22 protein-coding genes are annotated in these 26,951 nt (G+C 34.6%); 5 read left to right on the top strand and 17 right to left on the bottom strand.

From position 1 onward, the window contains the following. Nucleotides 1–503: 503 nt before the first annotated feature. Nucleotides 504–2,279, bottom strand: coding sequence for an ABC-F family ATP-binding cassette domain-containing protein (locus tag DW761_RS05025; protein ID WP_117516594.1), 1,776 nt, complete (start codon nt 2,277–2,279; stop codon nt 504–506). Nucleotides 2,280–2,470: 191 nt separating this feature from the next. On the opposite strand from DW761_RS05025, the gene DW761_RS05020 reads away from it, so the two are divergent. Then, the gene (locus DW761_RS05020; protein WP_158553749.1) at nt 2,471–4,222 is read left to right on the top strand and encodes an Hsp70 family protein; all 1,752 of its coding nucleotides are present in this window, start codon (nt 2,471–2,473) and stop codon (nt 4,220–4,222) included. A 28-nt stretch (nt 4,223–4,250) separates the two neighbouring features. On the opposite strand, the gene DW761_RS05015 is transcribed toward DW761_RS05020, so the two are convergent. From DW761_RS05015 to DW761_RS04985, 7 genes are all read right to left on the bottom strand, one after another. Continuing rightward, a complete protein-coding gene (locus DW761_RS05015) occupies nt 4,251–4,535 on the bottom strand; it encodes a DUF2500 family protein (RefSeq protein ID WP_117516592.1) in 285 nt (94 codons plus the stop codon). 60 nt (nt 4,536–4,595) lie between these two features. Continuing rightward, the gene (locus tag DW761_RS05010) at nt 4,596–5,924 is read right to left on the bottom strand and encodes an RsmF rRNA methyltransferase first C-terminal domain-containing protein (RefSeq protein ID WP_117516591.1); all 1,329 of its coding nucleotides are present in this window, start codon (nt 5,922–5,924) and stop codon (nt 4,596–4,598) included. A 21-nt stretch (nt 5,925–5,945) separates the two neighbouring features. After that, nucleotides 5,946–8,375, bottom strand: a complete 2,430-nt coding sequence (locus DW761_RS05005; protein ID WP_117516590.1) for a hypothetical protein — start codon at nt 8,373–8,375, stop codon at nt 5,946–5,948. Nucleotides 8,376–8,454: 79 nt separating this feature from the next. Continuing rightward, the gene (locus DW761_RS05000) at nt 8,455–8,886 is read right to left on the bottom strand and encodes a VOC family protein (protein WP_117516589.1); all 432 of its coding nucleotides are present in this window, start codon (nt 8,884–8,886) and stop codon (nt 8,455–8,457) included. Between the two features lie 9 nt (nt 8,887–8,895). After that, the gene (locus DW761_RS04995; protein ID WP_147323306.1) at nt 8,896–9,279 is read right to left on the bottom strand and encodes a hypothetical protein; all 384 of its coding nucleotides are present in this window, start codon (nt 9,277–9,279) and stop codon (nt 8,896–8,898) included. Between the two features lie 16 nt (nt 9,280–9,295). Then, nucleotides 9,296–9,706 carry a hypothetical protein gene (locus tag DW761_RS04990; protein ID WP_117516587.1) on the bottom strand — a complete coding sequence of 137 codons (411 nt, stop codon included), beginning with the start codon at nt 9,704–9,706 and terminating at the stop codon, nt 9,296–9,298. A 324-nt stretch (nt 9,707–10,030) separates the two neighbouring features. After that, nucleotides 10,031–10,909, bottom strand: coding sequence for a MerR family transcriptional regulator (locus DW761_RS04985; RefSeq protein WP_117516586.1), 879 nt, complete (start codon nt 10,907–10,909; stop codon nt 10,031–10,033). Between the two features lie 207 nt (nt 10,910–11,116). Here DW761_RS04985 and DW761_RS04980 point away from each other — a divergent pair, with 207 nt between their 5' ends. After that, on the top strand, nt 11,117–11,683 hold the full coding sequence (locus DW761_RS04980; protein ID WP_117516585.1) for a VanZ family protein: 567 nt from the start codon (nt 11,117–11,119) through the stop codon (nt 11,681–11,683). Between the two features lie 166 nt (nt 11,684–11,849). On the opposite strand, the gene DW761_RS04975 is transcribed toward DW761_RS04980, so the two are convergent. Further along, a complete protein-coding gene (locus DW761_RS04975) occupies nt 11,850–12,392 on the bottom strand; it encodes an NADH peroxidase (RefSeq protein WP_117516584.1) in 543 nt (180 codons plus the stop codon). 159 nt (nt 12,393–12,551) lie between these two features. Between DW761_RS04975 and DW761_RS04970 the strand changes: the two genes are divergently transcribed. Further along, complete coding sequence (locus tag DW761_RS04970) at nt 12,552–14,027, top strand: alpha-amylase (protein ID WP_117516583.1); 1,476 nt, start codon at nt 12,552–12,554, stop codon at nt 14,025–14,027. On the opposite strand, the gene DW761_RS04965 is transcribed toward DW761_RS04970, so the two are convergent. The 8 genes from DW761_RS04965 to DW761_RS04930 all read right to left on the bottom strand — a co-directional run bounded on the left by DW761_RS04965 (nt 13,975) and on the right by DW761_RS04930 (nt 25,448). Beyond that, a complete protein-coding gene (locus DW761_RS04965) occupies nt 13,975–14,742 on the bottom strand; it encodes a YwaF family protein (protein ID WP_117453253.1) in 768 nt (255 codons plus the stop codon). The two genes, DW761_RS04970 and DW761_RS04965, sit on opposite strands and share 53 nt — an antisense overlap. Before the next feature lie 67 nt (nt 14,743–14,809). Continuing rightward, entirely contained in the window at nt 14,810–16,180 is a 1,371-nt protein-coding gene (locus tag DW761_RS04960; protein WP_117516582.1) for an MATE family efflux transporter, read from the bottom strand. 45 nt (nt 16,181–16,225) lie between these two features. Next, entirely contained in the window at nt 16,226–16,783 is a 558-nt protein-coding gene (locus DW761_RS04955) for a DUF1836 domain-containing protein (protein ID WP_117453255.1), read from the bottom strand. A 92-nt stretch (nt 16,784–16,875) separates the two neighbouring features. Then, entirely contained in the window at nt 16,876–17,556 is a 681-nt protein-coding gene (locus DW761_RS04950; protein ID WP_117453256.1) for an ECF transporter S component, read from the bottom strand. Nucleotides 17,557–17,842: 286 nt separating this feature from the next. Then, on the bottom strand, nt 17,843–18,808 hold the full coding sequence (locus tag DW761_RS04945) for a P1 family peptidase (protein ID WP_117516581.1): 966 nt from the start codon (nt 18,806–18,808) through the stop codon (nt 17,843–17,845). Between the two features lie 131 nt (nt 18,809–18,939). Further along, complete coding sequence (locus DW761_RS04940; RefSeq protein ID WP_117516580.1) at nt 18,940–22,407, bottom strand: MBG domain-containing protein; 3,468 nt, start codon at nt 22,405–22,407, stop codon at nt 18,940–18,942. 271 nt (nt 22,408–22,678) lie between these two features. Then, nucleotides 22,679–24,763: an elongation factor G gene (gene fusA / locus DW761_RS04935; RefSeq protein ID WP_117516579.1), complete on the bottom strand. Its 2,085-nt coding sequence runs from the start codon at nt 24,761–24,763 to the stop codon at nt 22,679–22,681. Between the two features lie 13 nt (nt 24,764–24,776). Continuing rightward, the gene (locus DW761_RS04930; protein ID WP_117453261.1) at nt 24,777–25,448 is read right to left on the bottom strand and encodes an ankyrin repeat domain-containing protein; all 672 of its coding nucleotides are present in this window, start codon (nt 25,446–25,448) and stop codon (nt 24,777–24,779) included. 402 nt (nt 25,449–25,850) lie between these two features. Here DW761_RS04930 and DW761_RS04925 point away from each other — a divergent pair, with 402 nt between their 5' ends. Both DW761_RS04925 and DW761_RS04920 read left to right on the top strand, forming a co-directional pair. Continuing rightward, a complete protein-coding gene (locus DW761_RS04925) occupies nt 25,851–26,312 on the top strand; it encodes a MarR family winged helix-turn-helix transcriptional regulator (protein ID WP_117516578.1) in 462 nt (153 codons plus the stop codon). Then, nucleotides 26,302–26,940 (top strand): HAD family hydrolase, encoded by a 639-nt coding sequence (locus DW761_RS04920; RefSeq protein ID WP_117453263.1) that lies wholly within the window; start codon nt 26,302–26,304, stop codon nt 26,938–26,940. Before DW761_RS04925 ends, DW761_RS04920 begins: the two co-directional genes overlap by 11 nt. Nucleotides 26,941–26,951 lie beyond the last annotated feature (11 nt).

The raw sequence follows: 26,951 nt of genomic DNA, 5'->3' as shown, positions 1-26,951 counted from the left end.
TCCTGATGGTATTTCTTCAGGAATGAGAATGCAGCAAAAAATCTAAGAGAAAAAGGATAACGGATATTGGAAAGTATCTAATGAAGGATAATAAAAAGAACCGAAGGACGAGCGGGGATAGCTTGCGAATGCTTGAAACGATAGTTTCATCGAACAAGAAGCCCCCACTTCTATGCTTTGCATAAGTGGTGGGAGTACGTCACCACTCTTGAATAGATTATTTTTTTGCCATTATCTAATGCAACTTCACAATTTGAGTTTCTAATGTAACTTGAATTTTCATCATCTCCGATAAACAAACACTTTGCTATGATATCATTGGTATATGGCAAAAATCTTTTTCTGACCTTCTTTTTTTCTTCCGTCATTTTGTATCCTCTCTTTCTAGGTAAAAATCCCTACATATAATACAGACGTAAAAAGAGGTCAAAAATCCTAAAAAAATTAAAAAAAAGCAAAACAACCTATATGTAACTATTAAAAAGCACAATCTGATTCACAGACTATGCTTTTCCTTGCTTCATATTTTCGATTTTCTGTTGTTTTTCACTTAGATATTCCCAACGTTCCATCATTTCTTCTAACTTTTGTTCAAGGGCTGCTCGCTCATCACTTAAAGCGTTCAGCTTCACAAAATCATCACTGCATGCTTCCATTTCTATATCAATCGCATCCATTTGTCCCTGCACTTTATTCATTTCCTCATCCATGTTTTCTAATTCGCGTTTTTCCTTAGAAGACATACGAAGGGTCTGCATGGCTTTATTTTCAGTCTTTGTATCATTTGTTTTCGTTATCGTTTTTACCTGGTTGATATCAGATAATTCCATATACGCACTGTATCCACCAATAAAGGACTTGATGGTTCCATCTGCCTGAAAGATAAATAATGAATCACAGATTCTGTCTAGGAAATAACGATCATGACTCACAACCAGCAGTGCTCCATTGAAAGCATCAAGGTAATCTTCTAAGATCTGTAAAGTCGCAATATCTAAATCGTTGGTTGGTTCATCTAAAAATAAGATATTCGGTGCGCTCATTAGCACTTTCAAAAGATATAAACGTCTTTTTTCTCCACCAGATAACCGCCCGATGTTGGTATATTGCATTTTTGAATCAAACAGGAATCGTTCCAGCATCTGGGAGGCACTGTAGGTTCCATCATTTGTTTTGATTTCATTGCTTGTTTCTTTGATATAATCAAGAATACGCATATCAGGGTCCATCTCTTCATGACCTTGTTTAAAGTAAGCAATTTTTACGGTTTCTCCATGGATAACACTTCCTGTATCCGGTGTGATTTCTTTCGCAAGAATATGCAAAAGCGTACTTTTTCCACACCCATTTGGTCCGATAATTCCGATTCGATCATTGCGTTTCATACGATAAGAAAAATCATGGAATAACACATGACCATCGTATTGTTTGGCAATTTGTTCGATTTCAATCGTTTTCTTTCCTAGGCGGGATGTCAAGGTATCCAAGGTTACATTTTCATCTGTTTTTACATCTTCGATCGCGCTCATATCATAAAAACGCTGTAAACGTTCTTTGCTTTTGGTGCCTCGTGCCTGTACGCCGGCACGCACCCATTCCAGTTCTTTTCTAAGAATACTTTTTCGTTTCTTTTCCTGAGATAATGCAATCTTCATCCGTTCCTCTTTCATTTCCAGGTATTGAGAATAATTCGCATCATAACTATACAGATTACCACGATCAATTTCTATCATCTTTGTACACACACGTTCTAAGAAATAACGATCATGTGTGACCATAAAAATCGCTTTACTGTATTTTTTTAGATAATTTTCCAGCCACTCAATCATGGTGTTATCTAAATGATTGGTCGGCTCATCCAGCAATAATAAATCACAAGGCTTTAATAGCGCTCTAGCAAGTGCCACACGTTTACGCTGTCCGCCACTTAAGACATTGACTTTCTGGGTAACATCTTGAATGCCAAGTTTGCCTAAAATACTTTTGGCTTCATATTCCTGAATATCCTTATCCATCGCTAATATCTGATGCAGTATTGTTTCGTGTTCTTCAAACACCGGTTCCTGCGGCAAATAGGATATACGTAAACCATTTTTCTTTAAGATGGTACCTTTTTCAATTTGTTCATCACCAATCAGTATCTTCAACAAGGTTGTTTTTCCTGTACCATTCACACCAATCAATGCGATTTTATCTTTATCTTCTATCGTAAATCCAGCATCCACCAGAATTTCTTTAACATTTTGATGCTTTGTGATATGTTCTGCAGTTATTAACATTTGCTTCACCACTTTCCATCGTCTATTTTATCACAAACAAATAGGCTTCCACCATCGAATCTTGTAAATCATATGAGAAAGATGGGAAAAAAGCATAAATTGTGTAGCGTATTTCTAATTTTTTGTTCCATATCGCGTTATTATAAAAAGTATTGTATAATGAAATGTGCGATAAAGGATGTGATCAGTGTATGATGATAGGAATTGATTTAGGTACCAGCAATTCGCTGGCATGTTGTTTCAAAGATGGGAAATGTGTCTTGATTCCAAATCGTTTCCATGAATATTTAACACCCTCTGCCATCAGTATCATGGATGATGGGACAGTGGAAGTAGGAAAAATTGCAAAGCAGCGAAAAATATCACATCCGGATGTGAGTGCAACCAATTTTAAGCGTGATATGGGTAGTGATAAAATTTATAAACTCAGTGATAAATCTTTTACACCGGTAGAGCTTTCTTCACTGGTAATTAAATCACTGGTTGAAGATGCTCGTATATTTTTAAATGAAGATATTGAGGAAGCGATTATCAGTGTGCCTGCATATTTTGATGATACAAAGAGAAATGCTACCAAATTAGCTGGTGAGCTTGCAGGTATTAAAGTGGAACGGATTATCAATGAGCCAAGTGCTGCGGCATTATATGAGCATATGATGGATACCATAGAAAAAACTTATATGGTCTTTGATTTTGGTGGTGGTACGCTAGATATTTCCATTGTGGATGCCTTTGATAATATCATTGAAGTTATTGCGGTAAGTGGAGATAATCATCTAGGTGGAAATGATTTTGATGAGGCTTTGTTAGAGTATTTTCTGATGGAGCATAATCTGCTTGGAAAATTAGATATTCATACCCACTCTGTTGCTAGAAAACAGGCAGAATTATGCAAGATTGCATTAAGTACGCAAAAAGAAGCGCAATTTCAATTACATGTGGAAGATCAATTATATACAAGTATTATCACAAGAGAAAAGCTTATTGCCATATGTGCAAAATTGTTTAAAAGAATCTCCATACCTATGAAAAGGGCGCTGTCTGACAGTCATTATGCCATTTCAGATATTGATGAAATCATTATGGTTGGCGGCTCCAGTAAGATGTGTATCGTTCAGGATTTTGTGAAACAATTGATGCATAAGCAGCCTGTTGTATCGATGGACTGTGATACTTATATTGCCATGGGATGTGGCATCGCCGCAGGTATAAAAATGCGTAAAGATGATATCAAAGATGTTATTCTAACGGATATCTGTCCATTTTCTTTAGGCATTGATGTCATCAATCATGATCTAAATGATCATCGCATGTTATTTTCCACCATCATTGCGCGTAATACTACTTTACCAGCCAGCCGTACGCAAACTTACTATACAGCACATGATCGTCAAAAAACTATTGAATGCAATATCTATCAGGGAGAAAGCATGTATTGTGATGAAAATCTGTTTCTTGGTTCTTTAGACATTAACATTCCTCCAAGGCCAAAAGGTGAAATCAGTATTCAAGTAACCTTTCGTTATGATATCAATGGTATTTTAGATATCGAAGTATATGTGCCTGCCACAAATGAAACAATATCAAAAGTGATCATTAATGAAAAATGTCAGTTAAGTGAAGTGGAAAAGGCTAAAAGACTGAAGGCTTTAAAACAGTTTACACTCCATCAAACAAATGATATGCAGCTTGCGGAGCTGATTTCAAAAGGAGAAAGTCTATTTTATCAATGTAGTAATGAAACCCGTTCTCAAGTGATGGCAGCAGTAAATCATCTTAAAAAGATAAAAAACAGCAGTCACATCAGTCAACAGAAAAAAGGAATGGAAGATATACAAAACTTCTTCCAGCAAGTAGAATCCAGCTTGTATCAGGACCCTTTTCAAAACGATATAGATGATTTCCTTTCTGGCGAAATTAAGCAAAGAAACTGGATGAATTAAGAAAGACAAGCGATAATTGCTTGTCTTTTCAATTTAAGTGAAATTCTTTAATATGTTTTCCAAAGGATATTAAATCATCGCCTTTATATTTTAGTATTCCTTCTTCTCCACAACATACAGAATCAAAAACCATGGACCATACAAGAAATGAGCGTTTCTTTCCATCTTCTAATTGAAACGTTAATTCATAATCTTCTTCTATAAGTGCTGCACCTGATGCTGTTGGTGAGTGATGCAAAATATTTTTTTCTATCAAAATAGCATGACACTGTATTTTTTTTCGTATGTGCTCGCATAGAGCGATAAGCCGCAAGGATCATCAACCCAAACATCAACGCATTGAATATCCATATAAGGTGCTCCATAAAATCCATTAGCGTATTCTCATACCTTTCGGATATTTATTTTTTATGACCATGCCATCACCTTTTCCAAAACCAATTGGATGATGATGCCAGCTTAATGCAATAAAACCTTTATAACCTGATACAGACAGCTGGTTTCCTTCCAGAAAAGCATGACATTCTTCTTCACTCATATCATAAATATGTTGATAACGGTTTTGTAGAAGTGATGCTGTATAAAAATGTTGATGTGGTTCTATTCGATTTTTTATGATTTCTCCAGCAAGGATTCCCTGACGCAGGATTCTTGTTTTTTTCAACTTGATAAACGGTGTATTCTTTAAATATACTTTATCATTTAACACGATATGATGAGGCAAAGCTTCATTTATCTGATTTGAAAGAAAATCATTCACAAAAGAAGGCAGTCCATCATTTGTGAGTTCTTTTAATTTAACACTTTGTTGCGGGCCATGTTTTTTCATCTTTGCGATAAAATGTCCTTCTCCCTGATCCATTGGTAAAATTCGTCTTACCAGCGTGTGATCTAAATTTTTATAAGGAAATCCCACACGGCCAAAATTAACGCCTGCATCTATCAACTCCATATCTGGATGTTTTTCTAAGAATGCATATACTGTTTCTTCATTTTCTTCCATAGAATAGGTACATGTAGAATATACCATGATTCCATCTTGTTTTAATGCTTCATAAGCACTGTCTAAAATCAATTGCTGACGTGTAGCACATGCACAAACATGTTCTTCACTCCAATCATCCATCGCTTTAGAGTGTTTCTTAAACATGCCTTCTCCACTACATGGAGCATCCACCAATACTTTATCAAAACATCCCATCATTTCCTCACATAGAATTTCTGGTCGCGTATTGGTAATCATACATTCTCCAAATCCCATACGTTCCATATTTGACATTAAAATCACAGCACGTTTCGCATCAATTTCATTACTTACCAAAAATCCAGTATGATGCAATTTTGCGCCAATTTGTGTACTTTTACCACCAGGTGCTGCACATAAATCCAATACCCAGTCCCCAGCCTGTACATCCAATACTTCCACAGCACTACTTGCACTTGGCTCCTGCATATAAAACAACCCTGCTAAATGCGCCGGATGATTACCTAAATGTGCAACATCTTCTGGAATATAGAAAGAATCTGAACAAATCTTTGATGGTGTCATTTCACATAAAGACAATGCCTTGATTTCTTCAATATCACTTTTACAGGGATTGATACGTATTCCTCGATACATTCCTTCCTGTAACGTCTGTTCATATGCTTCATATTCATCGCCTAAATAGCGTTTCATTCTATCTAAAAACTGTTCTTTCATAGTCTACCTCTTTTTCATTCATTATTGTAACATATTACGATCATGCTGGACACATTCATCCAAAATCCTGCGTAGTTTTATAAAGAAATATGCAATTATGGAAGATATCATCCACGATGCCAGCATAAATAAAACAGGAATAGAAATATATGAAATCATCGGTATTTCTACATTTGTAAAATCTTTATATACCAAAAAAATCAAAATATAGATACAAATCAAAGAAGCAATCATCGCAAACATATGATGCTTTAATAAATTAAATGTTGTATTTCTTGCATATAATAACTCCAAATGCTGCTTTGTGTCGCCAAACAAATAATATATGGTCATCTCTTTTTGATTGGTTCTTCGATTGCGATCAATCAGATATAAAAAGCCAATCATATATATCATAAAGAAGGTCACACCAATAAATAATAAGACGCCTCTTAATTCCTTAATATCCACAACAAATACCTGAAACATACGCGAATTTGACACAAACGCCTGATAATATGCATTCGTATTCAAATATCGTAAAGCATCCAACATTTCTTCTTTCTGATTACTTTGATAGAATAGTTTATCTATTTTATAATTGGCTTTCATATATGGCTGTAAAAATGATGCACTCATCATAATCTTTCCTGATCCACTTTCAGGGAAAAAATCATCAGAAAAAATATAATCTCCAATCGTCATAATTCCTTTAATTTTCACGGTTTTATTCATAATCATACTATTGCCCGGTTCCCGATTGATACGATAGGCATTGACTGTCACTTCTTTACCAATTAGTTCTGATGCGAAATGATAGTAATCGTTCATTTTTTCTTCCAGACTCATATCATCATTTACTTTGACATCCCGATAGCGATCATGATAAATCAACTGATATACAGCATAAAAATCCAGATACGCCTCATCATCTTTTAAATGTATATCAGAAAGAAACGTTTCCCCGTTAAAAAATGCTATTTCATTTTTGGGATATTGTATCTGTGTTAAAGGAACTGATCTGTTTTGATAGGTCAGCTGTTTTACCACATCCGGAAACGTTGTCTGTTTAGAGGCATCGTGATTTTTCATAAAGCCGGCCTTCACAAACAAATTTCCTGTATATAACTGATCAATATATTTACTATCATTTTCATCAATACGCTGAATTTGAATACCCAGATTCGGATTATCATCAATTGACAAAATGCCACTGATTGTTAATGTTCTACCATACCATAAGATTTCTTTGCCTATGACCTTAGATACATCGCTGTTTTCATCTAATCCTTCAAAATACCCTGAGCGTAAAAGACTTTTCGCACTTACAGATGAAATACATGCTTCAAAATAATTCTTTGGGAAATGCCCCTGTATCTGATGAAATCCTTGATTCTCATTTTTTAGTTCAATCAAATGATATGTATATAAATCATCCGGATTCCATTTCGTACCGTAAAATCGGTTCATTTCCTGTTCCGGATTTTCTATTTTATAACTATAGATAAGGTTTCCTTTCAAATGTTTTGATAAAGCTTCGCCATCACTTTCTTCCATATCCGCATAATAATTGGGATAGATTTTTCCATCATCCCCCACTGCCTGTTTTTCTATTTGAATCATATTCTGATGAAAACTGGATAATACACTTTCTTCTAAATCTACAAGATGCAGCTGGGAATTAAACATGACTACATTAATCGCAATTACACTGCACAAAAGGCATAAAAATAATACACGGAATTTCCATAAAGAGCGTTGATTGATATCCCTCCAAATCGCTTTTTTCTTTATTGCGGGCATATGAAAAACACGTGGCTCTATGATATGTTCATGTGCAATCTGATGTAAACTGTCAGATACCAGATATGCTTTACGACATTCTAAGATATGATCTGCGAAAGCATTTGCCTCAAAATCACCACATACAACTACTAATAACTGCTGGCTGCATTTTTTCAATAACTGATAAAGCTGAATACGTTCTTTCTGTGAAAATGGCGAACTATATACATCATATACTATCATCTGACATCTTCTTAACAAACAACGGACAATCACAACAGCTGCCTGATCTTCAAATTCTAAATCTTCAACTGCCACACGTTTTTTATCTATTAGATGCCATTCGCTTAATAATTGTTCCACATCTGCCTTGGGATATGCAAAACCAAGTGTCGCATTTTCATAGACACTTTGATTCATTAATAATTGAAAATCGCCAAACAATCCCTGTACAAAGGTATTACGTAAGATTCCTTTTGTGATGGCGACCTTATTCAATGGATTATCCTGAAAATAAACACTGCCATATTTAGGATAACATTGTGCTCCTAAAAGTTTTGCCATCGCTCGGCTGGCTTTTTCTTCTGCACAAAAAGAAACGAAACCTTTTGAAGCCAGTTCAAAGGAAACATCCTCCAGTATCGTTTCTTTATGATCATGAATGCTTAAATGCTCAACACGAATCATAGCGCACTCCTTTTCTATATTTTATAGGGTATCTTATCTATCTCCACATGTCAACATTTGTATAAAAATCGTAAGAATTCTATTCTTCATGATATGGACCCGTTACCTCTAATTCATTTCCATCAGGATCCTCAATTGTGAAATAGTAGTATGGTGCTTTGATATTTACATACCTTAAATCCGAAAGTTTTCCAATCTGTAGCTTTTTCAGTCGTTCATATTCATATCGCAAATCTTCACATTCATAATTGAAGGTCACCATCGTATTCACTGCCTTTTGTTTACAGACAAAATCGGTTAAATAAGCTTCATTAAAATGTTCGTCAGTCTTATTTTGTTTTATCAATTCTTCATCAAATGCCTCATTATATAACGCAATTGTATCTCCACAAGTAAATTGAACAAAACGATTTTCTGAATACACCTGCGCCTTCTGATTCAGGAAAGCTTCATAAAACGCAATTGATTTTTGCATATCTTTTACAGATATATAAGTACAGGTCAATTTCATATTCTTCTCCTATTCTAAATCATAATTTTCTTTATAATGATCATATGCCACAAACGGCTGTTCAACATTTTCAAGCAAGTATACCAATGTTTCTGATAATACTTCTGTATATATGCCAATGCGTTCTCCATAAGTTTCTTTTTGATGAATATATAAAATACTTTGTGCCTGAATACTTTGAATATCTGCCAAAAGATCTCTAGAAATATTTTCTTTATAAAACAAATCCTTCAGGCATTTTAAACAAGCAAATATTTCATCAAACAGCTTTTCAATTTCTTCTTCACTTTTGATGCCATAACGAAGCTTAAAACAATATCCCTGATCAAAACATGCTTCATTATTACCAGCGTGTACTTTCAACAGACTCCTTGCTTCATCCTTTGTCATCATCAAATCCTCCTTTTTCCTATAATTCTGAAAATATCTTAATACCTAACACCAACATGAATACACTAAACAATAAATAGAAAATGGACTCTAAAATCATAGAAATCGCACTTCCTTTTGTACATTTATCGGGATATTCAGGATTATACAGTATATTTATTTTTTTATAATATCCCATTTCTTTACTCTTAAACAAAAACGTAATAGGCCGCACACACTTTAATGTCTTATCTAACGCTTTCACCTCTATATATGGATAAAAGGAGGTTGATGTTTTCACATGTGAATAAGTATATGATCCTGTGATGATTCCTTCATATTTCCTACTGTTTCTTCTGATTCGCATATCCTTGATCAACATACTAATCATCGCATAAAAAAGCAATATTGCACAGATGATTACCAATATTCCTGCTATGACCAATTTCATCTATATCTCTCCATTCGCATAAAACTGTTTTCTAATATTCTATCATAAAAATTACTACTATAAAATAGTGAATTCCTAGTTCCTGTTACAAAGTTTCATATAAAGATAAAAGGCAGTTTAAAATAACAATCACAAAATTACAAATTCATTGTTTTACATTTAGTAGATTCAACATATTTCTTATATTTAATTTAATCAATAAAAAAAGAGTGACTAATTACATAGTTCACTCCTTATAAAATGTTGATATTGCAGAACACAATAATTTTCATTGGTTTTTCTTAAGAATCGAAATACAGCCATGAGAGATAATGAGAAATTATTTTAATTCATTCCATTTTGATGTTCAAAATAATAGCGTAATGCTTCACCGATATATTTTGACGCGCCAACCCCATATTTTTCATCTATTATTTTAATAACATTATCATTTGTTAAATATTGATGAATCATATATTGCCAGGTTTCTTTTGTTTGTATTTGTGGGAAATCATCGCTTTGTGTTAATTCTACTATTTTTTGAACACTACTTTGTACTTCTCGATCTTTAATATCTCTTGATAGATCCGATACAAGTTCCTTCATATATTGATCATTCTTTTTTATATAATCCAAGCTATTCAAATTTTCCATCTTCTCCATATTTTCTGAGAAATTTTCCATATTCTTTTTCATTGCGACTGCATAATTTTCCACACTGCCATAATATTCGATTGCATTTTTAGCGATGCTTTCTCCATGTTCTTCACATTTTTTAATGAGCTTGTCAAATTCTTCCTCACTGCCCCAATGAGCAATAACATCCTCTTTATGTGTTTCTTTGAATTCTTTTAAAACCTCAAGATATGCGTCTATTCTAAATGCTTCAAAATCCATACATGATTCTCCTTTCTCAAGCTTATCCAGTAATGCCAGTAATCGATTATAACGATCACGTTTTACGGTTAATAATGCTTTTTGTTGTTTGATTGCTTCTTGTTGATTATACTCTGGATCTGACATAATATGCTTAATATCCTTTAGTGAGAAATCAAGTTCTTTAAAAAACAAAATCTGTTGAAGCTTTTCTAATGCTTCGTTATCATATAAACGATAACCAGCTGCTGTTAGTTTTGTTGGATGAAATAAACCTATTTCATCATAATATTGTAAAGTTCTGACACTGATTCCTGTAAGCATTGCTACTTCTTTTATCGTTTTCATATTACATCAACTCCTTCATAAAGATAGTAATCTAATCTGCCGGCTGATTAAATCATCTATCTGTCTATATCCTAGCTTATCACGTAACGTGAGAGTCAAGTCTTTTTTTCAAATACTTAATATTTCTTAATGAATTCTTATGGTCACACAAAGAACTGATGAAAATAGATGCTCTATAATAAAAGGCAGCATAAGGAGGAATTAATTATGCATAGATTAGAATCTTACATCAGACTTGCTTTCATTTTTATTATTATATTTACTATATTATATCTTCCGATTTCTCATCGATTGAAAAAACATGGAATCCCAATTCCTCGACAAATCAGCTGGCTGGGGTTATTCTTATCGTTATTTTTCATTATATTTGCGACTATTTTATATACGCCGATTTCTTTTCATTCAAACACACATACCTTGAATCTGATACCTTTTTCATGGCTAAACAACTTAAACAAATTTGATGAATTACTTGTTGAGAAAATTCCTAACATTTTATTATTCATACCACTAGGATTTTTTATTCCAGTGGTGTATGAAAAAATGCGCTTTCTTCATAAAACTTTATGGATTTCGTTTTTGATTACCTTTAGTGTTGAATTCATACAATTTTTCATTGGTCGTTCATCAGATATCGATGACATTATCACAAATCTATTTGGTGCAATGATTGGTTATGGTGTATTTCATTGTTTTCAAAAATTACTTCATTTTCATAAATTCTGGCATGTATCTACAACAAAGAAAAAACGTAGAAGCAGATGTGATTATTAACTTACCATCTTGCATTCACATCTTTTTCATAACTGATTCTTCAAAGATAGAGTAAACAAAAGTTATCATCAAGGTGTATTTTAACTTCATAATCAACCACTTTGCATACAGGTATCATGATATGAAAAAAGATATGACATCCCTTGATATCATATCTTTCATTTTATTATTTAAAGTAACGATCTAATAAGCCTTTGAATGCTTTACCATGACGAGCTTCATCACGAGCCATTTCATGAACTGTATCGTGAATTGCATCTAAGTTTAATGCTTTCGCACGTTTTGCAAGATCAAATTTACCAGCTGTTGCGCCATTTTCAGCATCTACTCTCATTTCCAAATTCTTCTTTGTTGAATCTGTGATTACTTCACCTAACAATTCTGCGAATTTAGCTGCATGTTCTGCTTCTTCATAAGCTGCTTTTTCATAATATAATCCGATTTCTGGATATCCTTCACGATGAGCAACACGTGCCATTGCAAGATACATACCAACTTCACTGCATTCACCTTCAAAGTTCATACGTAAATCATTGATAATATCTTCTGGTGCACCTTTTGCAACACCAACAACATGTTCAGCAGCCCAGCTCATTTCACCTTCTTGTTTTGTGAATTTTTCTGCTGGTGCTTTACAAATTGGACAGAATTCAGGAGCTGCATCTCCTTCGTATACATAACCACATACTTGACAAACAAATTTAGCCATTTAGATTTCCTCCTTCTAACTTTTACAATAACATTGTAACGCAAATGTGATAAAAAGAAAATCCATTTGCTCATAAAAATGTAAAAAATTTTTTTATCTTATATTTCACATTTTTCTCTAACAAAACTATGTTACCATAATAGCATATGAGGTGATGTTATGACTAAGACAAATGGTGTGATTTTACAATATTTTGAATGGTATCTACCTAATCATCCCCATCTTTGGAAGCTGTTAAAACAGGATGCAAAACATCTAGCTGATATTGGCATTACAGCAGTATGGATTCCCCCTGCTTATAAAGGAGCTGCTGGTAATCAGGATGTTGGATATGGGGTATATGATCTATATGACTTAGGAGAATTTCCACAAAAAGGGAGTATTGAAACAAAATATGGCACAAAAGAAGAACTGTTAGATGCAATCAATGCCTTGCATATGTATGATATCGATGTGTATGCGGATATTGTATTTGATCATAAAATGGGGGCTGATGCGACAGAACAGATTTTAGCTGTATCTGTAGATCCTAGAGATCGTGAAGAAATAACCAGTAATGAAGAAACCATTGAAGCATGGACCAAGTTTACATTCCCTGGCAGAAATGGCAAGTATTCTGATTATATCTGGAACTGGGATGATTTTGATGGAATCGATTATGATCAGGCAACAAAAGAAAATCGTATCTTCCGTTTTTATGGCAAAGATTGGGATCAACAGGTAGATGGTGAATATCAAAATTATGATTATCTGATGGGCGCAGATATTGATTTTCAAAATCCGGATGTTATACAGGAATTAAATCGATGGGGTTCATGGTTTGTGGATACAACCAAAATCGATGGTTTTCGAATGGATGCAGTGAAACATATTCATTTTGGTTTTTATAAAAACTGGCTGGAAAAGCTGCGTAAAGATACTGGCAAAGAATTATTTTCTGTTGGTGAATATTGGAGTGGGGATATTAATAAATTGATCCATTATATGCAAGTGGATGATTATATGATGTCTTTATTTGATGTTCCGCTACATTATCATTTCTATGATGCCAGTAGAAGCAATGGTCATTATGATATGTCCAAATTATTAGATGGTACACTTGTTTCTTATGATGAATTTAAAGCAGTTACCTTTGTGGATAATCATGATACACAAATTGGACAATCCCTTGAATCATGGGTATTAGATTGGTTTAAGCCGATGGCATATGCAATCATTTTATTGCGCCAGCAAGGCTATCCTTGTATTTTTTATGGAGATTATTATGGTATCCCTCATAATCAAATTTCTGGACTTCGTGATACTTTAGATATCCTTTTATATCTTAGAAAAAACCTTGCTTATGGTATCCAGCATGATTATTTTGATGATCCTCATGTAGTTGGATTCACAAGAAGTGGTGATGCTAAGCATACTGGTGGACTTGCTGTTTTATTAAGTGATCAAATGGGAGGACAAAAAAAGATGTGCATCGATACGTCGTATGCACATGTATGTTATCGTGATTGTCTACATCCAGAAAAGGATAGTGTAATTCTTGATGAAAACGGCTGTGGAAACTTCCTTGTGGATAGTGGAAGTCTTAGTATTTATATTCCTGATACGGATGGTTTTTTCGATAAAACACCTGTCTAAGTAAAAATACCACAACCACTTGGATAATCGATAAAACGATTAAAACCACTGGTAAGAAAAATACGATGCCTGTCATTTGATACACACTGGCAATAAAAGAAATCTTTGGTGGTATTCCCACAAACATATATTGCGTATTATACATGACATTTACAATAAAGGCTATTGTGAACATACAAGACAGTATCACAAAGTTTTTCTTCATATGTTCATAGCTTAAAAGCGTTTCATCTTTTAGCTGTATCAAAGAAAACAAGATAAAAGCGCCATGCAGCATATAGAAATTGATAGTACGATAAGAGAATACTGGATATAATCCACTGATATTCGCTGGATAAATCATTGCGACACCACCTGCTATCAAACCAACCACTGCACTGAAAAAGCGTAAGCTTTCCTTTTGTGTAAATACACAGAAGGCATTCATATAAACACATAGACTGCATAATTCTAAAGGCAGAATCTCTAACAGTACATGATCATGGCATTTCCATAACAGCCATGCAGTATAGAGCGCTTCTTCTATTAAGAAATAGATTGCCATTTTAACCTGAAAACGTCTTTGTGCTATGGTATTTAATTTACCATAATAGCGATACAGTTTCATAATCAAAAACAAACTGATTGCCAGAAATACAATATGTATCAGGGAGAATGCCTCAAAAGGCAGCTGCATTCCCTGTATGTCTTTATAAAAAGTAAAAAAATCTTTCATTTTTCATCACCAAAAAAAAGTTTACCACAATCTTGTCTGTTTGGGTAAACTTTTTTCTTATGAATCCTTAATTTTCTACTGTGATATGTTTTGGAATCAGGAAATCAGGCTTTTTTATATTATGGATAAACCATGTAAATAGTACGCTGCCTTTTCCTATAGAACTGATGGTGATTGCCCACCAGATCCCATTTAAACCAAATAAATCACTTAATACCATTGCCATTGGGATCCTTGCGGATGTTAATGTAATACTGACAATAGAAGGTGGCAATGTTTTTCCAAGACCGCTGAATGCTCCTGCAGTCGTAATTTCCATACACATAAATAACTGGGAGAAGCCTAAAATCCGTAGATAATCCACACCTAATGGTAGAACATCTTGTTCATGAATAAATATCTGAAAGATAACTTGAGGACATAAAATCAATACCAGTGTACAGAATACTCCCCATGCCAACATTACAATCATAGAAATACGATAACCTTCTTTTACTCGTTTTGGATTTTTCGCGCCATAATTCTGCGCCACAAAACTGTTTAATGCGGCAGCATATCCTTCTGCGCTCATCCATGAAATGGATTCTATCTGTGATCCAACCTTTTGTACTGCGACAGCACTATCTCCCCATCCAGCAATCAAACGTGCAATCACCATGGATATGGTAGAAAACAACATACTTTGTAAAGCTGATGGAAGGCCAATACGAAAGATTTCTTTCACATATAAAGGATGTGGTTTATGTAAGATATGTACCTCATGAAATAAAATCTGATCTTTTCTTATAGCAAGAATAAATAGCAGCATTACCAGAAACTGTGCAATGATCGTCGCAAGTCCTGCGCCAAATACGCCCATAGCTGGTATAAAGCCAAATCCAAAGATGAATAATGGATCTAATACAATGTTTAAAAGCAATCCTGTTGTGGTTGCGATAAATGAAGTTTTACTATTTCCCATCGCTGTTAATATACCGGTAAATATCTGATTCATAAATGAAAAAATCACAAAACCACAGGTAATCATCAAATAATATTTTGCATCACGTATGACATCAGTACTGTTTAATTTAAAAAATCCTATCATTGGATCCACAAAAATAATAGATAATATTCCAAATATAAGCGCAAACACGATTCCCATTTGAATAGAGCTTTGCGCATACCATGCGGCTTCTTTTTTCGCATCAGCACCCAGTGCATGGGCAACCTTGATTTGACCTCCCATTTTCGCTAAGGTCGCAAGTCCATTTGATAACCACATAAACATACCAGCGGCACCAACAGACGCAACAGCAGCACTGCCAATCGCACCAATCCAAATCATATCAATCAGATTATATGCCATTTGTATGAAACTGGTTGCCATAATTGGCAAAGCCAGTTTACTTAATACGGGCAGAATCGGCCCATTCAATAAATCTAACTGCTTTCTCATAATGACTCCTTTTCCCATAAAAAAGCCTGTATCTTTACGACAAGGCTATTTTGTTTCCTCTTGTTCTTCCTGATAGGAATTCTGTAATCGTACCATCTTCTCTGCGACAAGTTTACATGCAAAGGAGATAGTCACAAACTTCATGGCACTATTGCGCAATTCCATACTATCTAATTGAAAAGCGCCTTCTCCGTTTTTCAATTGATTCGCAATCGTTGACAGGCTGCTTTCCAATTCTTCACAAAACATATTGTAAGCTTCTTTTAATCCACTGATATTAGACTGATATTCAATGCCTTCTTTTACTTTTGTGATTGTCAATACCTGTTTTAACACTGTAATTGCGATTAAATATGCCATATGCATACGATTATACCGTTTCTTTTCTGCTTTTGGAACCAGTTTCTGTTTCACATAATTGTTAATCATTGCACTGGTTAATACATTTTCTTTGCCATCAGATAAAATGTATAGATATCCTTCGATCAGTGTAATGACCTGATCCATATATAAATCAAAGTTTGGCAGTTCTTCCCAACGTGGCAAATGAAATTCCATCAGAGAATCACTCCAGCTCATCAAATCTTTTTTTAGCTGTGTCATAGATTATCACTCTTTCTTCCTTATTAAGTATACCTGTATTTTAGGAAAAAGAAAAGGTGAAACTGCCTGCACTTGTTTCACCTGATATATTTTTAAGCAATGTTTTCGTTTAGTGTTTCCTTAACATTGACTGCTTCTTTTTTCTTTGTTTTTTGAAATTTTCTGACAAATGGTTCTAATGCCTTACAAACTGCCACACTGACTACAGAGCCAATTACCGCTTCAAACAGACCGTTTGTTGTGACAACTGTCATGATCGCACCAACCAAAGCATCAAAGCTGATTCCAATTGCCTGAGCATATGGCTGACCAAAGAACACATAAATACCACCCATAACTAGAATCGTATTTGTCATAGCACCAACAAGTGCTGATATGATCACACTGATGTGTTTGTTGCAGTTTTTATCTGTTAATGTTTCATATGTCCATCCTGCCATAAATCCTAACAGAATTCTTGGAACAAATGCGATAACCAAGCTTGTCCAATTGCCTGATACACCACCAATACTATAGAATGGTGTAAATATGAAAGATGTTAAACCAGGACGGAAAGTTGCATTTAAGAAGCTACATAATCCAAATACAAATCCCATCTGTGCACCTGCTTTTTTACCAAGTGTAATACCCGCGATAATAACTGGAATATGCATAAGTGTCGGGTTCAATGGTGGAATTGGAATAAATCCAAGTGGTGTAAATACCAAGACAGCTTCAATGGCTAAGAACATTGCCATAAAAGCAAGACGTTTTGTTTTTTCTGCGTTTTTCATGTTTTCTCCTCCTACTTTCGTTCCTTTAGGATACGATGTATTATCAAGGTGTCAAAGGGCATTGTCCCATTTCATTAATGTGCAAGCATCACTATGAAATATCTTCTATATGTTCCTTCAACGTTTTTATTATAGAGAAATTGGTAAACTTTTACAATATAAAATTTTAATGTAACCGTTATCACTTGTGATTTTTTTATCTTTTATCCGCTATTGCCTAATTTTTATACGAAAAAAGATGTCAAATCTTTTGATTGGCATCTTTTATTCTTGTATAATTTTATCCTTATGAATGGATATCTTTATACGCTTTTAATCCATATGCACTATCCGCTGCCTTTACTGCACGATTAATTGCTTTTGCCATCACTTCAGTTGCTAAAATACCAATGGCATCCGGCATCGCTTCTACTTCACCTGTGCTTAATACAAAAATCGTATCTCCATCACTCATCGTATGTACAGGATGAATCGCTCTAGCATATCCATTATGCGCAATTCCCGCAATCTTTGTACATTGTGCTTTATCTAATTTCGCATTTGTGACAATACAGCCAATCGTTGTATTTCCCTGTGCCAATGCTGCCATCTGTTCAATCTGCGCAATCACGGCATCCTTTGCGTCAATGATTGTATTCGTAGCCGCATCATAAATACCAGCTAATTGTTCATTTGTTTCATAATCCACTACATTTCCACAAGCATTTACTGCCACAACAGCCGCAACCTGAATGCCACCGGTTTCCATACCACTCATACCAATACCACTTTTCATGGCTTTATCAAAACCAAGTACTTTTCCTACACTAGCACCAGTTCCTGCACCATGATTGCCTTCTTCAAACAGATTTTGTTCACTGTTTAAACATGCCTGATACCCCATTGCTTTATCCGGTCTTACCTTAGGGTCACCTACAGATAAATCAAACAATGAAGCACCACAAACGATTGGAACATGTGCAACCTGCATATCAAATCCACAATCATGTTCTTCCAAGTATTGCATAGCACCACTTGCGGCATCAAGGCCAAAAGCACTACCACCACTCAACATAACGGCATGAATTTGTTGTACCATATTGATTGGATTTAATAAATCGGTTTCTCTTGTGGCTGGTCCACCACCTCGTACATCTACACCAGCTGTGGCACCTTCTTTACAAATGATGACGGTACAACCAGTTCCTGCATTCACATCTTCAGCTTGTCCAATTTGTATACCTTTGATATCTGTAACTTTGATTTCTTTCATATTATCGCCTCTTCATCTTTCCTTACTTTTATTGTAAAACAAACATCTGTAAATAGCTATCTTATTTTCTACATATTCTGATATCTTTGAAAAAGGTTCTCATACCATAGTTGATATGAAAACCTTTTATGTTATTTTTTAATTGCTTTTTTTCTTTTACCCAATACAGCTAACGCCGCAAGAGATACCATTCCCATCATTGTGAATAATCCTGCTTTTGTATGATCTCCAGTTTGTACAGTAGTTACTGTATTGTCTTTCTTCACCATTTGTTGCGTTGCTTCTTGTTTAACTTCTTCTTTTTCAGGTACTTCTACATTACCATGAATAATGGTAGTAATTTCTTTAACTTTAATTTCAAATGCAATAGGTTCACTTACCAATCCATCATAATTATCGTTATCCATTACAATCGCCTTTACATACCAGGTACCTTTTTGTGTTGGTTGTGTATTGGTGTAAATACCATATTTTTCTTTGCTGTATACATAATGTACATCTCCATAAGCAGCTTTCGCATATGGTGCATTAGGTGTCTGTCCCTTATACCATCCCTTTATTTCTAAAGGCGTTATCCATGCATTCTTCGCTTTTTCCACATGTACAATAACATCCACATCTACAGAATTATAATTTTTTGTATCTGCTGGGGTATATAATGCTTTTAATGTATAATCTCCTATATGATCAAATGTAACAGGTTCTTGTGTCCATGTAAATCCTTCTGGTAAGGCAACATCATTTGATGTTTGTTGATAGCTTGTAAATAATTGTGGAGAATTTATAATAGGTGTAGCTTTATGAATGGTAAAAGATGCAACAGCACTTAATTCCACATATCGATCATCTTCTACGCTTGCTTTTACATACCATGTACCTGCATTTGTTGGAACATCTGTTGTGAAAGTTCCTGTTTCACTATCGCTATATGTAAATATAACATCTCCATATAAAGCTTCCCCTTGAGGTTCTTTAGGTGTATCCCCATAAGTCCAATCAGATATTGTCAATGGCGTTTTCCAAGCATTATTCAATACAAATCTCAAAGTAACATCCAATTTTATGCCATTTTTATAACTGATTGTATATGTAATATCTGTGCCTCGTTTGATATCTTTTAAGATCATGCCATCTAAAGTAGCACCTTTTAGATTACTGATTTCTACATCTTTTCCATATAATTCTTTTAAATCATATGTGTCTGTATCTTCAAGAACAATTGTATTTGCCTTTTGATTTTTACCCATAAAATTTCTCACGGAAGCATCTTGTGCGAATTGTATATCATATAGATGATTCTTTCCACAATTTAATAGCTTCAGTTTTGCGTTATGTGTTAAGTCTAATGTTGAAAGATCATTGCTTTCACAATCTAATTTTATTAATTCAGGATTTTGTTGAACATCCAGTTTTATTAGTTTATTACCTGATACTTCTAAATATTTTAATTTTTTATTATTCTCCACATTTAATTCAGTAAAATTATTATTATTTGCAAATAGATTTACTAAATGTAAATTTTGTGTGATATCCAAAGTATCCATAAAACAATCATGAATGGTTAGACTTTGCAAGTTTTTATTTTGTGATACATCAATTGATCTGATTTTTGTATTAGCTAATTGCAGGTCAATTAATTTTAGATTTTTTGTTACATCAAGGGTGGATATATCCGTTCCTGTAACATATAAATTAAATAAAGTAGGATTATGTGAAACATCAATACTTGTTAATTTCGTTTTTGAACAATCTAATGTATCCAATTTTGGATTTTTTGTCACATCCAAAGAAGTGATTCCAGTATTTTTTAGTCTTAATGTACTTAATTTATCACATCCAGTCACATTTACACTTTTTAGATTAGGAACATTATTCGCAGTAACTATTTGCAAAGACTTTATCTTGCTGACATCCATAGTTGTGATGTTTGTGTTATCACAATGCAAATTAACAAGATATGTAAAGTTTTCAAGTCCTGTTAAATCTTTTATGTTTTTATTACCTGAAAGATCAATAGTCGTAGCTTTGCTTAGTTCAGAATACTCTAATCTGCCATCTTTATTTGTATCATACTTCGTTTTTATAAATTCCCTTAAGGCTGCATCTGGGAAAGTTAATTCATCGCAATAAATTTCTGGAAAAACAACAAAAGTCATTGCTGATTTCTTACTAATTTCATATTTGATATAATAGGCTTTATTTAGCTTAAGACCTTTTAAAACACTACCTTCAAATTGTGCATCTTCTACAAGATGATCGTTACCATCTTCAATACTGATAATTTTATCAGGATCAAAATTTGGATTCAATTTACTAAAGTCATAGCCATCCTTCACATGTGCATCCTTTAAATCAATATATTGATAATTATGACTCATATAGACAACATCTTTTGCTTCATCCGCTAATTTTAAATCAATCAAATGATTTTCGTTACAGTCTAAAAGCTTTAAATCTTTTTGATTGGTTAAATCTAAATAAGAAAACTGATTACGAGCACAACTTAATAATTGTAATTTCGTCAGATTTGTTAAATCTAAATTTGTTAATTCATTGTAACCACAATATAAATTTATTAATTCCTTTGAATTATGAACATCAAGCGATGTCAATTGGTTGCCTAAACAATTAAAATCTTTCAAATTCAAACAGTTTTCCACATTCACATGAGAACATAAGTTATTTTGAATATATGCAGTTTCAAGCTTCGTATTATTTGATAGATCTAAACCATCTAATGGTGTGTCAGCACGATTAGATTTATGTATATCCAAATATGTTAATTCCGTTAACATACTGACATCTAATGATGTTAGTTTGACATTAGATCCAATAAGGTTTTTCAAGTTTGTATTATGCGATAAATCAATAGAAGTGATGTTTGTTTCACTGAAATTAAATAATTCAAGTTGCGTTAATGCACTTAAATCAATATCAGCGATTTTGGTTTTCTCAAGATTTACACTTTTTAATGCTTTATTTTGACTTAAATCAATGGAAGCGATAGGATTCTCGTTCAAAAGTAATACTTGTAAATTCGTATTCTTTGAGAGGTCAATATTTTCAATATCATGATGGGTAAGATACAAATTTTCTAATGCTGTTAAATACTCAATACCTTTTACACTTTGAATCCTATCATCGTCTAATGAAAGATACTGATTCACATTAAGACTTCTAATATTTGCGTTTTCCTGATCTGAAATATAGCCATTATTATTAATATCGTATACTTTTTTCACAACCCGACGGAAAATTTCATCCGGGAAGTGTTGTTCATCTATAGGAACCCCTTTTTGTACATTTGTTTCAGCGATAGCTTCAGGTATAATGGTTCCCTGAAGAGTAGTTTCTGGTGTTTCTTCTTTGACAACTTGTGAATCTGTATTTTCATTTGTCGTAACACTTTCTGTTGTGTTTTCCACATCTAGTGTTTCTTGATTAGTTGTTACGTCGTCGATGTTTGTTTGATCCGTTGTGATTTCAGGGGTTTGTTCTTGTGCATAAACAATCGGACTTACCGATTGGAAAGCCGCAGTTACCCCCATAACAGCAGCCATTGTTGCTGCTGTTTTATTGGTTCTTTTTTTCTTTTTCATTCTTAAATCTTCTCTCCTCCTGTTGAGATTCTAGTCTTGTATAATTGTAAGACTACTTTTACGAAAAAAAGCATAGAATACAGAAGTAGCCAGCTTCTTCATTCTATGAGAGTGTATTCATAAAACTCAACATGACTGTATTGTAGTAAAAACAAACATCTATGTCAAGGTATATTTTCATTTTATTTCATTTTGTTACAATTATCTTACATCCGTCATATGACAGGTATAAAATAAAGGTAGAAATCATGATGGTTTCTACCTTATTTGTTTATTCTTCTTCCTCTTTTTTCGCATCCGCAATGATACGGTCTACTAGGTTGCTTGGTACTGGATCATAGCGGTCAAATTCCTGCGTATAAGTTCCTCTACCCTGTGTCATAGCACGTAATTCTAATGGGTAACGCATAACTTCCGCAAGTGGTATCTGCGCTTTGATTTCCTGATATCCATCAACCATATCCATACCCATGATGGCACCACGGCGTTTATTGAAATCACCAATGATTGTACCGGTGAATTCATCTGGTACACGTACAGTAACATTCACGATTGGTTCTAGCATGATTGGATTTGCCTGTTCCATACCAGCTTTAAATGCAAGACGGGCAGCCAGTTTAAATGCCATTTCACTGGAGTCTACATCGTGATATTTACCATCTAATAAAGTGGCCTTGATATTTACAACTTTATAGCCGGCAAGTGGTCCATGATGCATGCATTCACGAAGTCCTGTTTCTACGGCTGGGAAGTATTGGCGAGGCACAGCGCCACCAAATACTTTTTCTTCAAATACCATTTCTTCTTCATCTGGATTTGGTTCAAATTCTACAAATACATGACCGAACTGACCATGACCACCAGATTGTTTCTTATGACGACCTTCACCAACGACTTTTTTACGAATGGTTTCATGGTATGGTACTTTTGGAGTTTCCAAACGTACTTCCACTTTATATTTGTTACGCAGTTTTGCCAAAATGACTTCTATGTGCTGATCTCCGATACCATACAATATGCTTTGTTTGGTTTCTGGATTATTTTCCAAGCGAAGTGTTGGATCTTCCTCTACCATACGAGCCAGTGCATTACTCATCTTGTCCTCATCATTTTTAGATTTAGGGAATACAGCCATGCCATACATTGGTGTAGAGAATTTGATAGGATCTGCCACAAATGCTTTTCCTTTTTCACAAAGCGTGTCATTTGTTTGTGTATATTGTAGTTTTACAACAGCACCGATATCTCCTGTAAACAACTTACCAACAGCAGTCTGGTGTTTTCCTTTAACGATAAAGATCGTTGAGATTTTTTCCATTTTATCCTTATTAGTGTTATAAACGTTAGAATCAGAGCTTAATACACCAGATAATACTTTGATATAAGAAATACGTCCAACGAATGGATCGACAATTGTCTTAAATACCTGTGCACAAAGTGTTTCTTTTTCATTTGTTTCTAACATCACTTCTTCATTGGTATTGGCATCTTTGACAATGATACTTCCAGCTTCTCCATATGTTGGGAAGTATTTTACAATTAGATCCATCAAACGCTCAATACCAACGCTGTGTGTTGCACTGCCTGAGAATACTGGACGGATTTCCCCATTACGTACGCCAAGACGTACCCCACGGGTTAATTCAGCTTCTGAGAATTCTTCTCCACTGAAGTATTTTTCCATTAATTCATCATCGCTCATTGCAATTGCTTCGGCAATCTGGTTTTTGTATTCCGCAACCATTGCTTCCATATCTTCTGGTACAGCCTGCGCTTTTTCAGGATCTGCCAAAGGTCCTTCAAAATACCATGCTTTATCCCTTAAGATATTAACAGAACCGATTGTTTTGCCATTTTCCATAATTGGTACTTCAAATGGAATAACAGCTTTACCAAAAGTATCACGTAATTCGTTATATGCTTTATCAAAAGATGTGTTTTCTTCATCCAGTTTATTCACAAAGAAGATTGTAGGCAGTTTTTTTGCCTGCGCACCTTCCCATGCTTTGATTGTTCCAGGCTGTACAGCATTTTTTGCGTCTACGACGATCAATGCGCTGTCGCCAACAGATAATCCTGCTTCACTGCCTCGGATAAAATCCATGTATCCCGGTGTATCGATAAAGTTGATTTTACAATCCTTCCATTCAATTGGCACAAGACTTGCATAAACGGAAATACCTCTGCGGATTTCTTCTGGATCATAGTCGATCAAAGAACTTCCTTCACTGGTTTTACCAAAACGATCACTTGCTTTTGTGAAGTACAGCATACTTTCCATAACTGCTGTTTTACCAACGCCGCTGTGTCCTAAGACAACAACGTTTCTGACTTCATGTGATAAATAATCTCTCATATGGCTGCCCTCCTCACTTTAGAATTGGCTTCAACTGAGCCAGGCAGTCTTCACGTACATAGTGAATTGCTTTGTGACCTTCTTTATCAATCAGATCTTTATCAGCACCATTTGCTAATAAGTCTTCTACTAAGCCTACATAGCCACCATATGCAGCACGCATAAGGGCAGTACATCCATTATTATCGCAGATATTGACATCAGCACCACGTGTAATCAGTAAGCGAATAACTTCTTTCTTAAATGCAACACATGCTTCCATTAAAGCAGTTCTACCTACTTCATCCTGTGCATTAATATCTGCACCAGCATCAAGCAATACTTCTACACAACGATCGTGTCCTAAGAAAGCTGCACGCATTAAAGCAGTTCTGCCACGGTCATCTTTCATATTTACATCAGCACCTGCTTCGATTAATTTTTTACAGATTGTCTTATTGCCTTTTTTGGCAGCACCCATAATTGCTGTCTTGCCTTTATTATCTTCCACATTTACATCAGCACCATTGTCTAACAGCACACGAACGATATCCTTGTAATCACGTTTAGCTGCACGCATCAATGCCGTTCTTCCATCACCGTTCTGATAGTTGATATCTGCGCCTTTCTTAATTTCTGCACAGACTGTTGCAAAATCACCGTTTGCACAAGCATCCCAAAAAGCTTTGTTAAATTTCTGATCCATGATAAGTTCCTCCTTTTATCTGTGATGAATCAAAAGAAAAAAATAGACGTGAATTAGCGCAATCTGTTAGCTTTGCCTTTCACATCTACTTATAGCCGTGTTGAAACCCAGTACACTTTTTACTGGTACGTCACCTAAGCGCTCGCCAACTCCATGTTTGATATTCATATTGACGCACGCTCCTTTCATCACTTCGTTATCTGCTTATATTGTATCTTATTTTAATATTTTTGCAAGCGATTTCATCAACATTTTTCATTTATTCTTGTGACTGTAAGCATTTTCATAATTTTCATCCTATTTCTTACGATTTTGTCATTTTCTTACAGTATGTTTGACTTCTATATAGAAAACATATAAAATATGTAAAACACAAGTAATTAAGAAAGGATGCGAGTGCGCATGAATTCTGAAATATATCAGCATCAGGTACAAGAATTAAATAAAAAACTAAGACATCACTTTTCTCATCTGCTGCGTATTGAATTTGACCACTTTCATATCACGGATATGCAATATAACGTTTTATCGGCAATCGATGAACATGATGGCATCACAATTGGTGAATTAGCCAAAATGCTACAGCAGGATGCTGGCAATATGAGCAATCTGTTGAAGAAACTGGAACGTTTAGCTTATGTGATTCGTACACGCAGTGCAATTGATGAGCGTGTGATCAATCTGCATTTGAGTAAAGATGGCAGACATTGTGTAAAAACCATCAATGCCAAGATACAGACATATTATGAAAAAGAATGGAATCGTTATAATGATAAGGATAAAGAGATTATCTTACATGGATTAACGAAATTAAATCAGTTCTTTGAATCTTTTCTGGATAAGGAGGAACATGATGGAGAATAAAAAAGGCGTGCTGTTTGATATGGATGGCACTTTGATCAATACATATGAAAATATCAATCTGAAACAAGTACTCAGTGAATTAAAAACAGTCCCAAAAACATTGATACTGAAGATACTGGCATCCCGTGTAAAAAGTTTTGCACAGCTGGAAACAAAGATCTATGAAGAGATCGAAGATCAAAAGGAGGCACAGTGTTTGATCGATCGGATATCTAAATTTCTGGTGGAGCATTACGATAACACCACAATGAAAAAGGATGCTTTGGCTTTTTTGGATTATTTAAAATCAAATGACTATAAAATCTGTTTATGTACAAATAATGCCACAAGTCTAGTCGAGCATATTATTCAACATAAACAACTAGAAGGTTACTTTGATTATGTAATCACCTCGCAACAGGTAACACGGGCCAAACCCGATCCCCAAATGTATTTAGAAGCCGTTTCCCATATTGGTTTATCGTGTGAAGATTGTGTGGTATTTGAAGATGCTGAAAATGGTGTTATGGCAGCGAAAAATGCTGGGATCGATGTTATTGCGATTTGTGATAAAGAAAAGAAGAAATTTTCAGACTGTTCGATGATCATTAAAGATTTTAGTGATGAACGATTGTATGAAATATTTTAAAGGAGAAGGCC

Origin of the sequence: Absiella sp. AM29-15 (genome assembly GCF_003434225.1) — a bacterium.
GTDB classification, from domain to species: Bacteria; Bacillota_I; Bacilli_A; order Erysipelotrichales; family Erysipelotrichaceae; genus Hoskinsella; species Hoskinsella hominis.
Note: the sequence above shows the minus strand (reverse complement) of the source record. Positions and strands in the feature narration are given on the sequence as shown.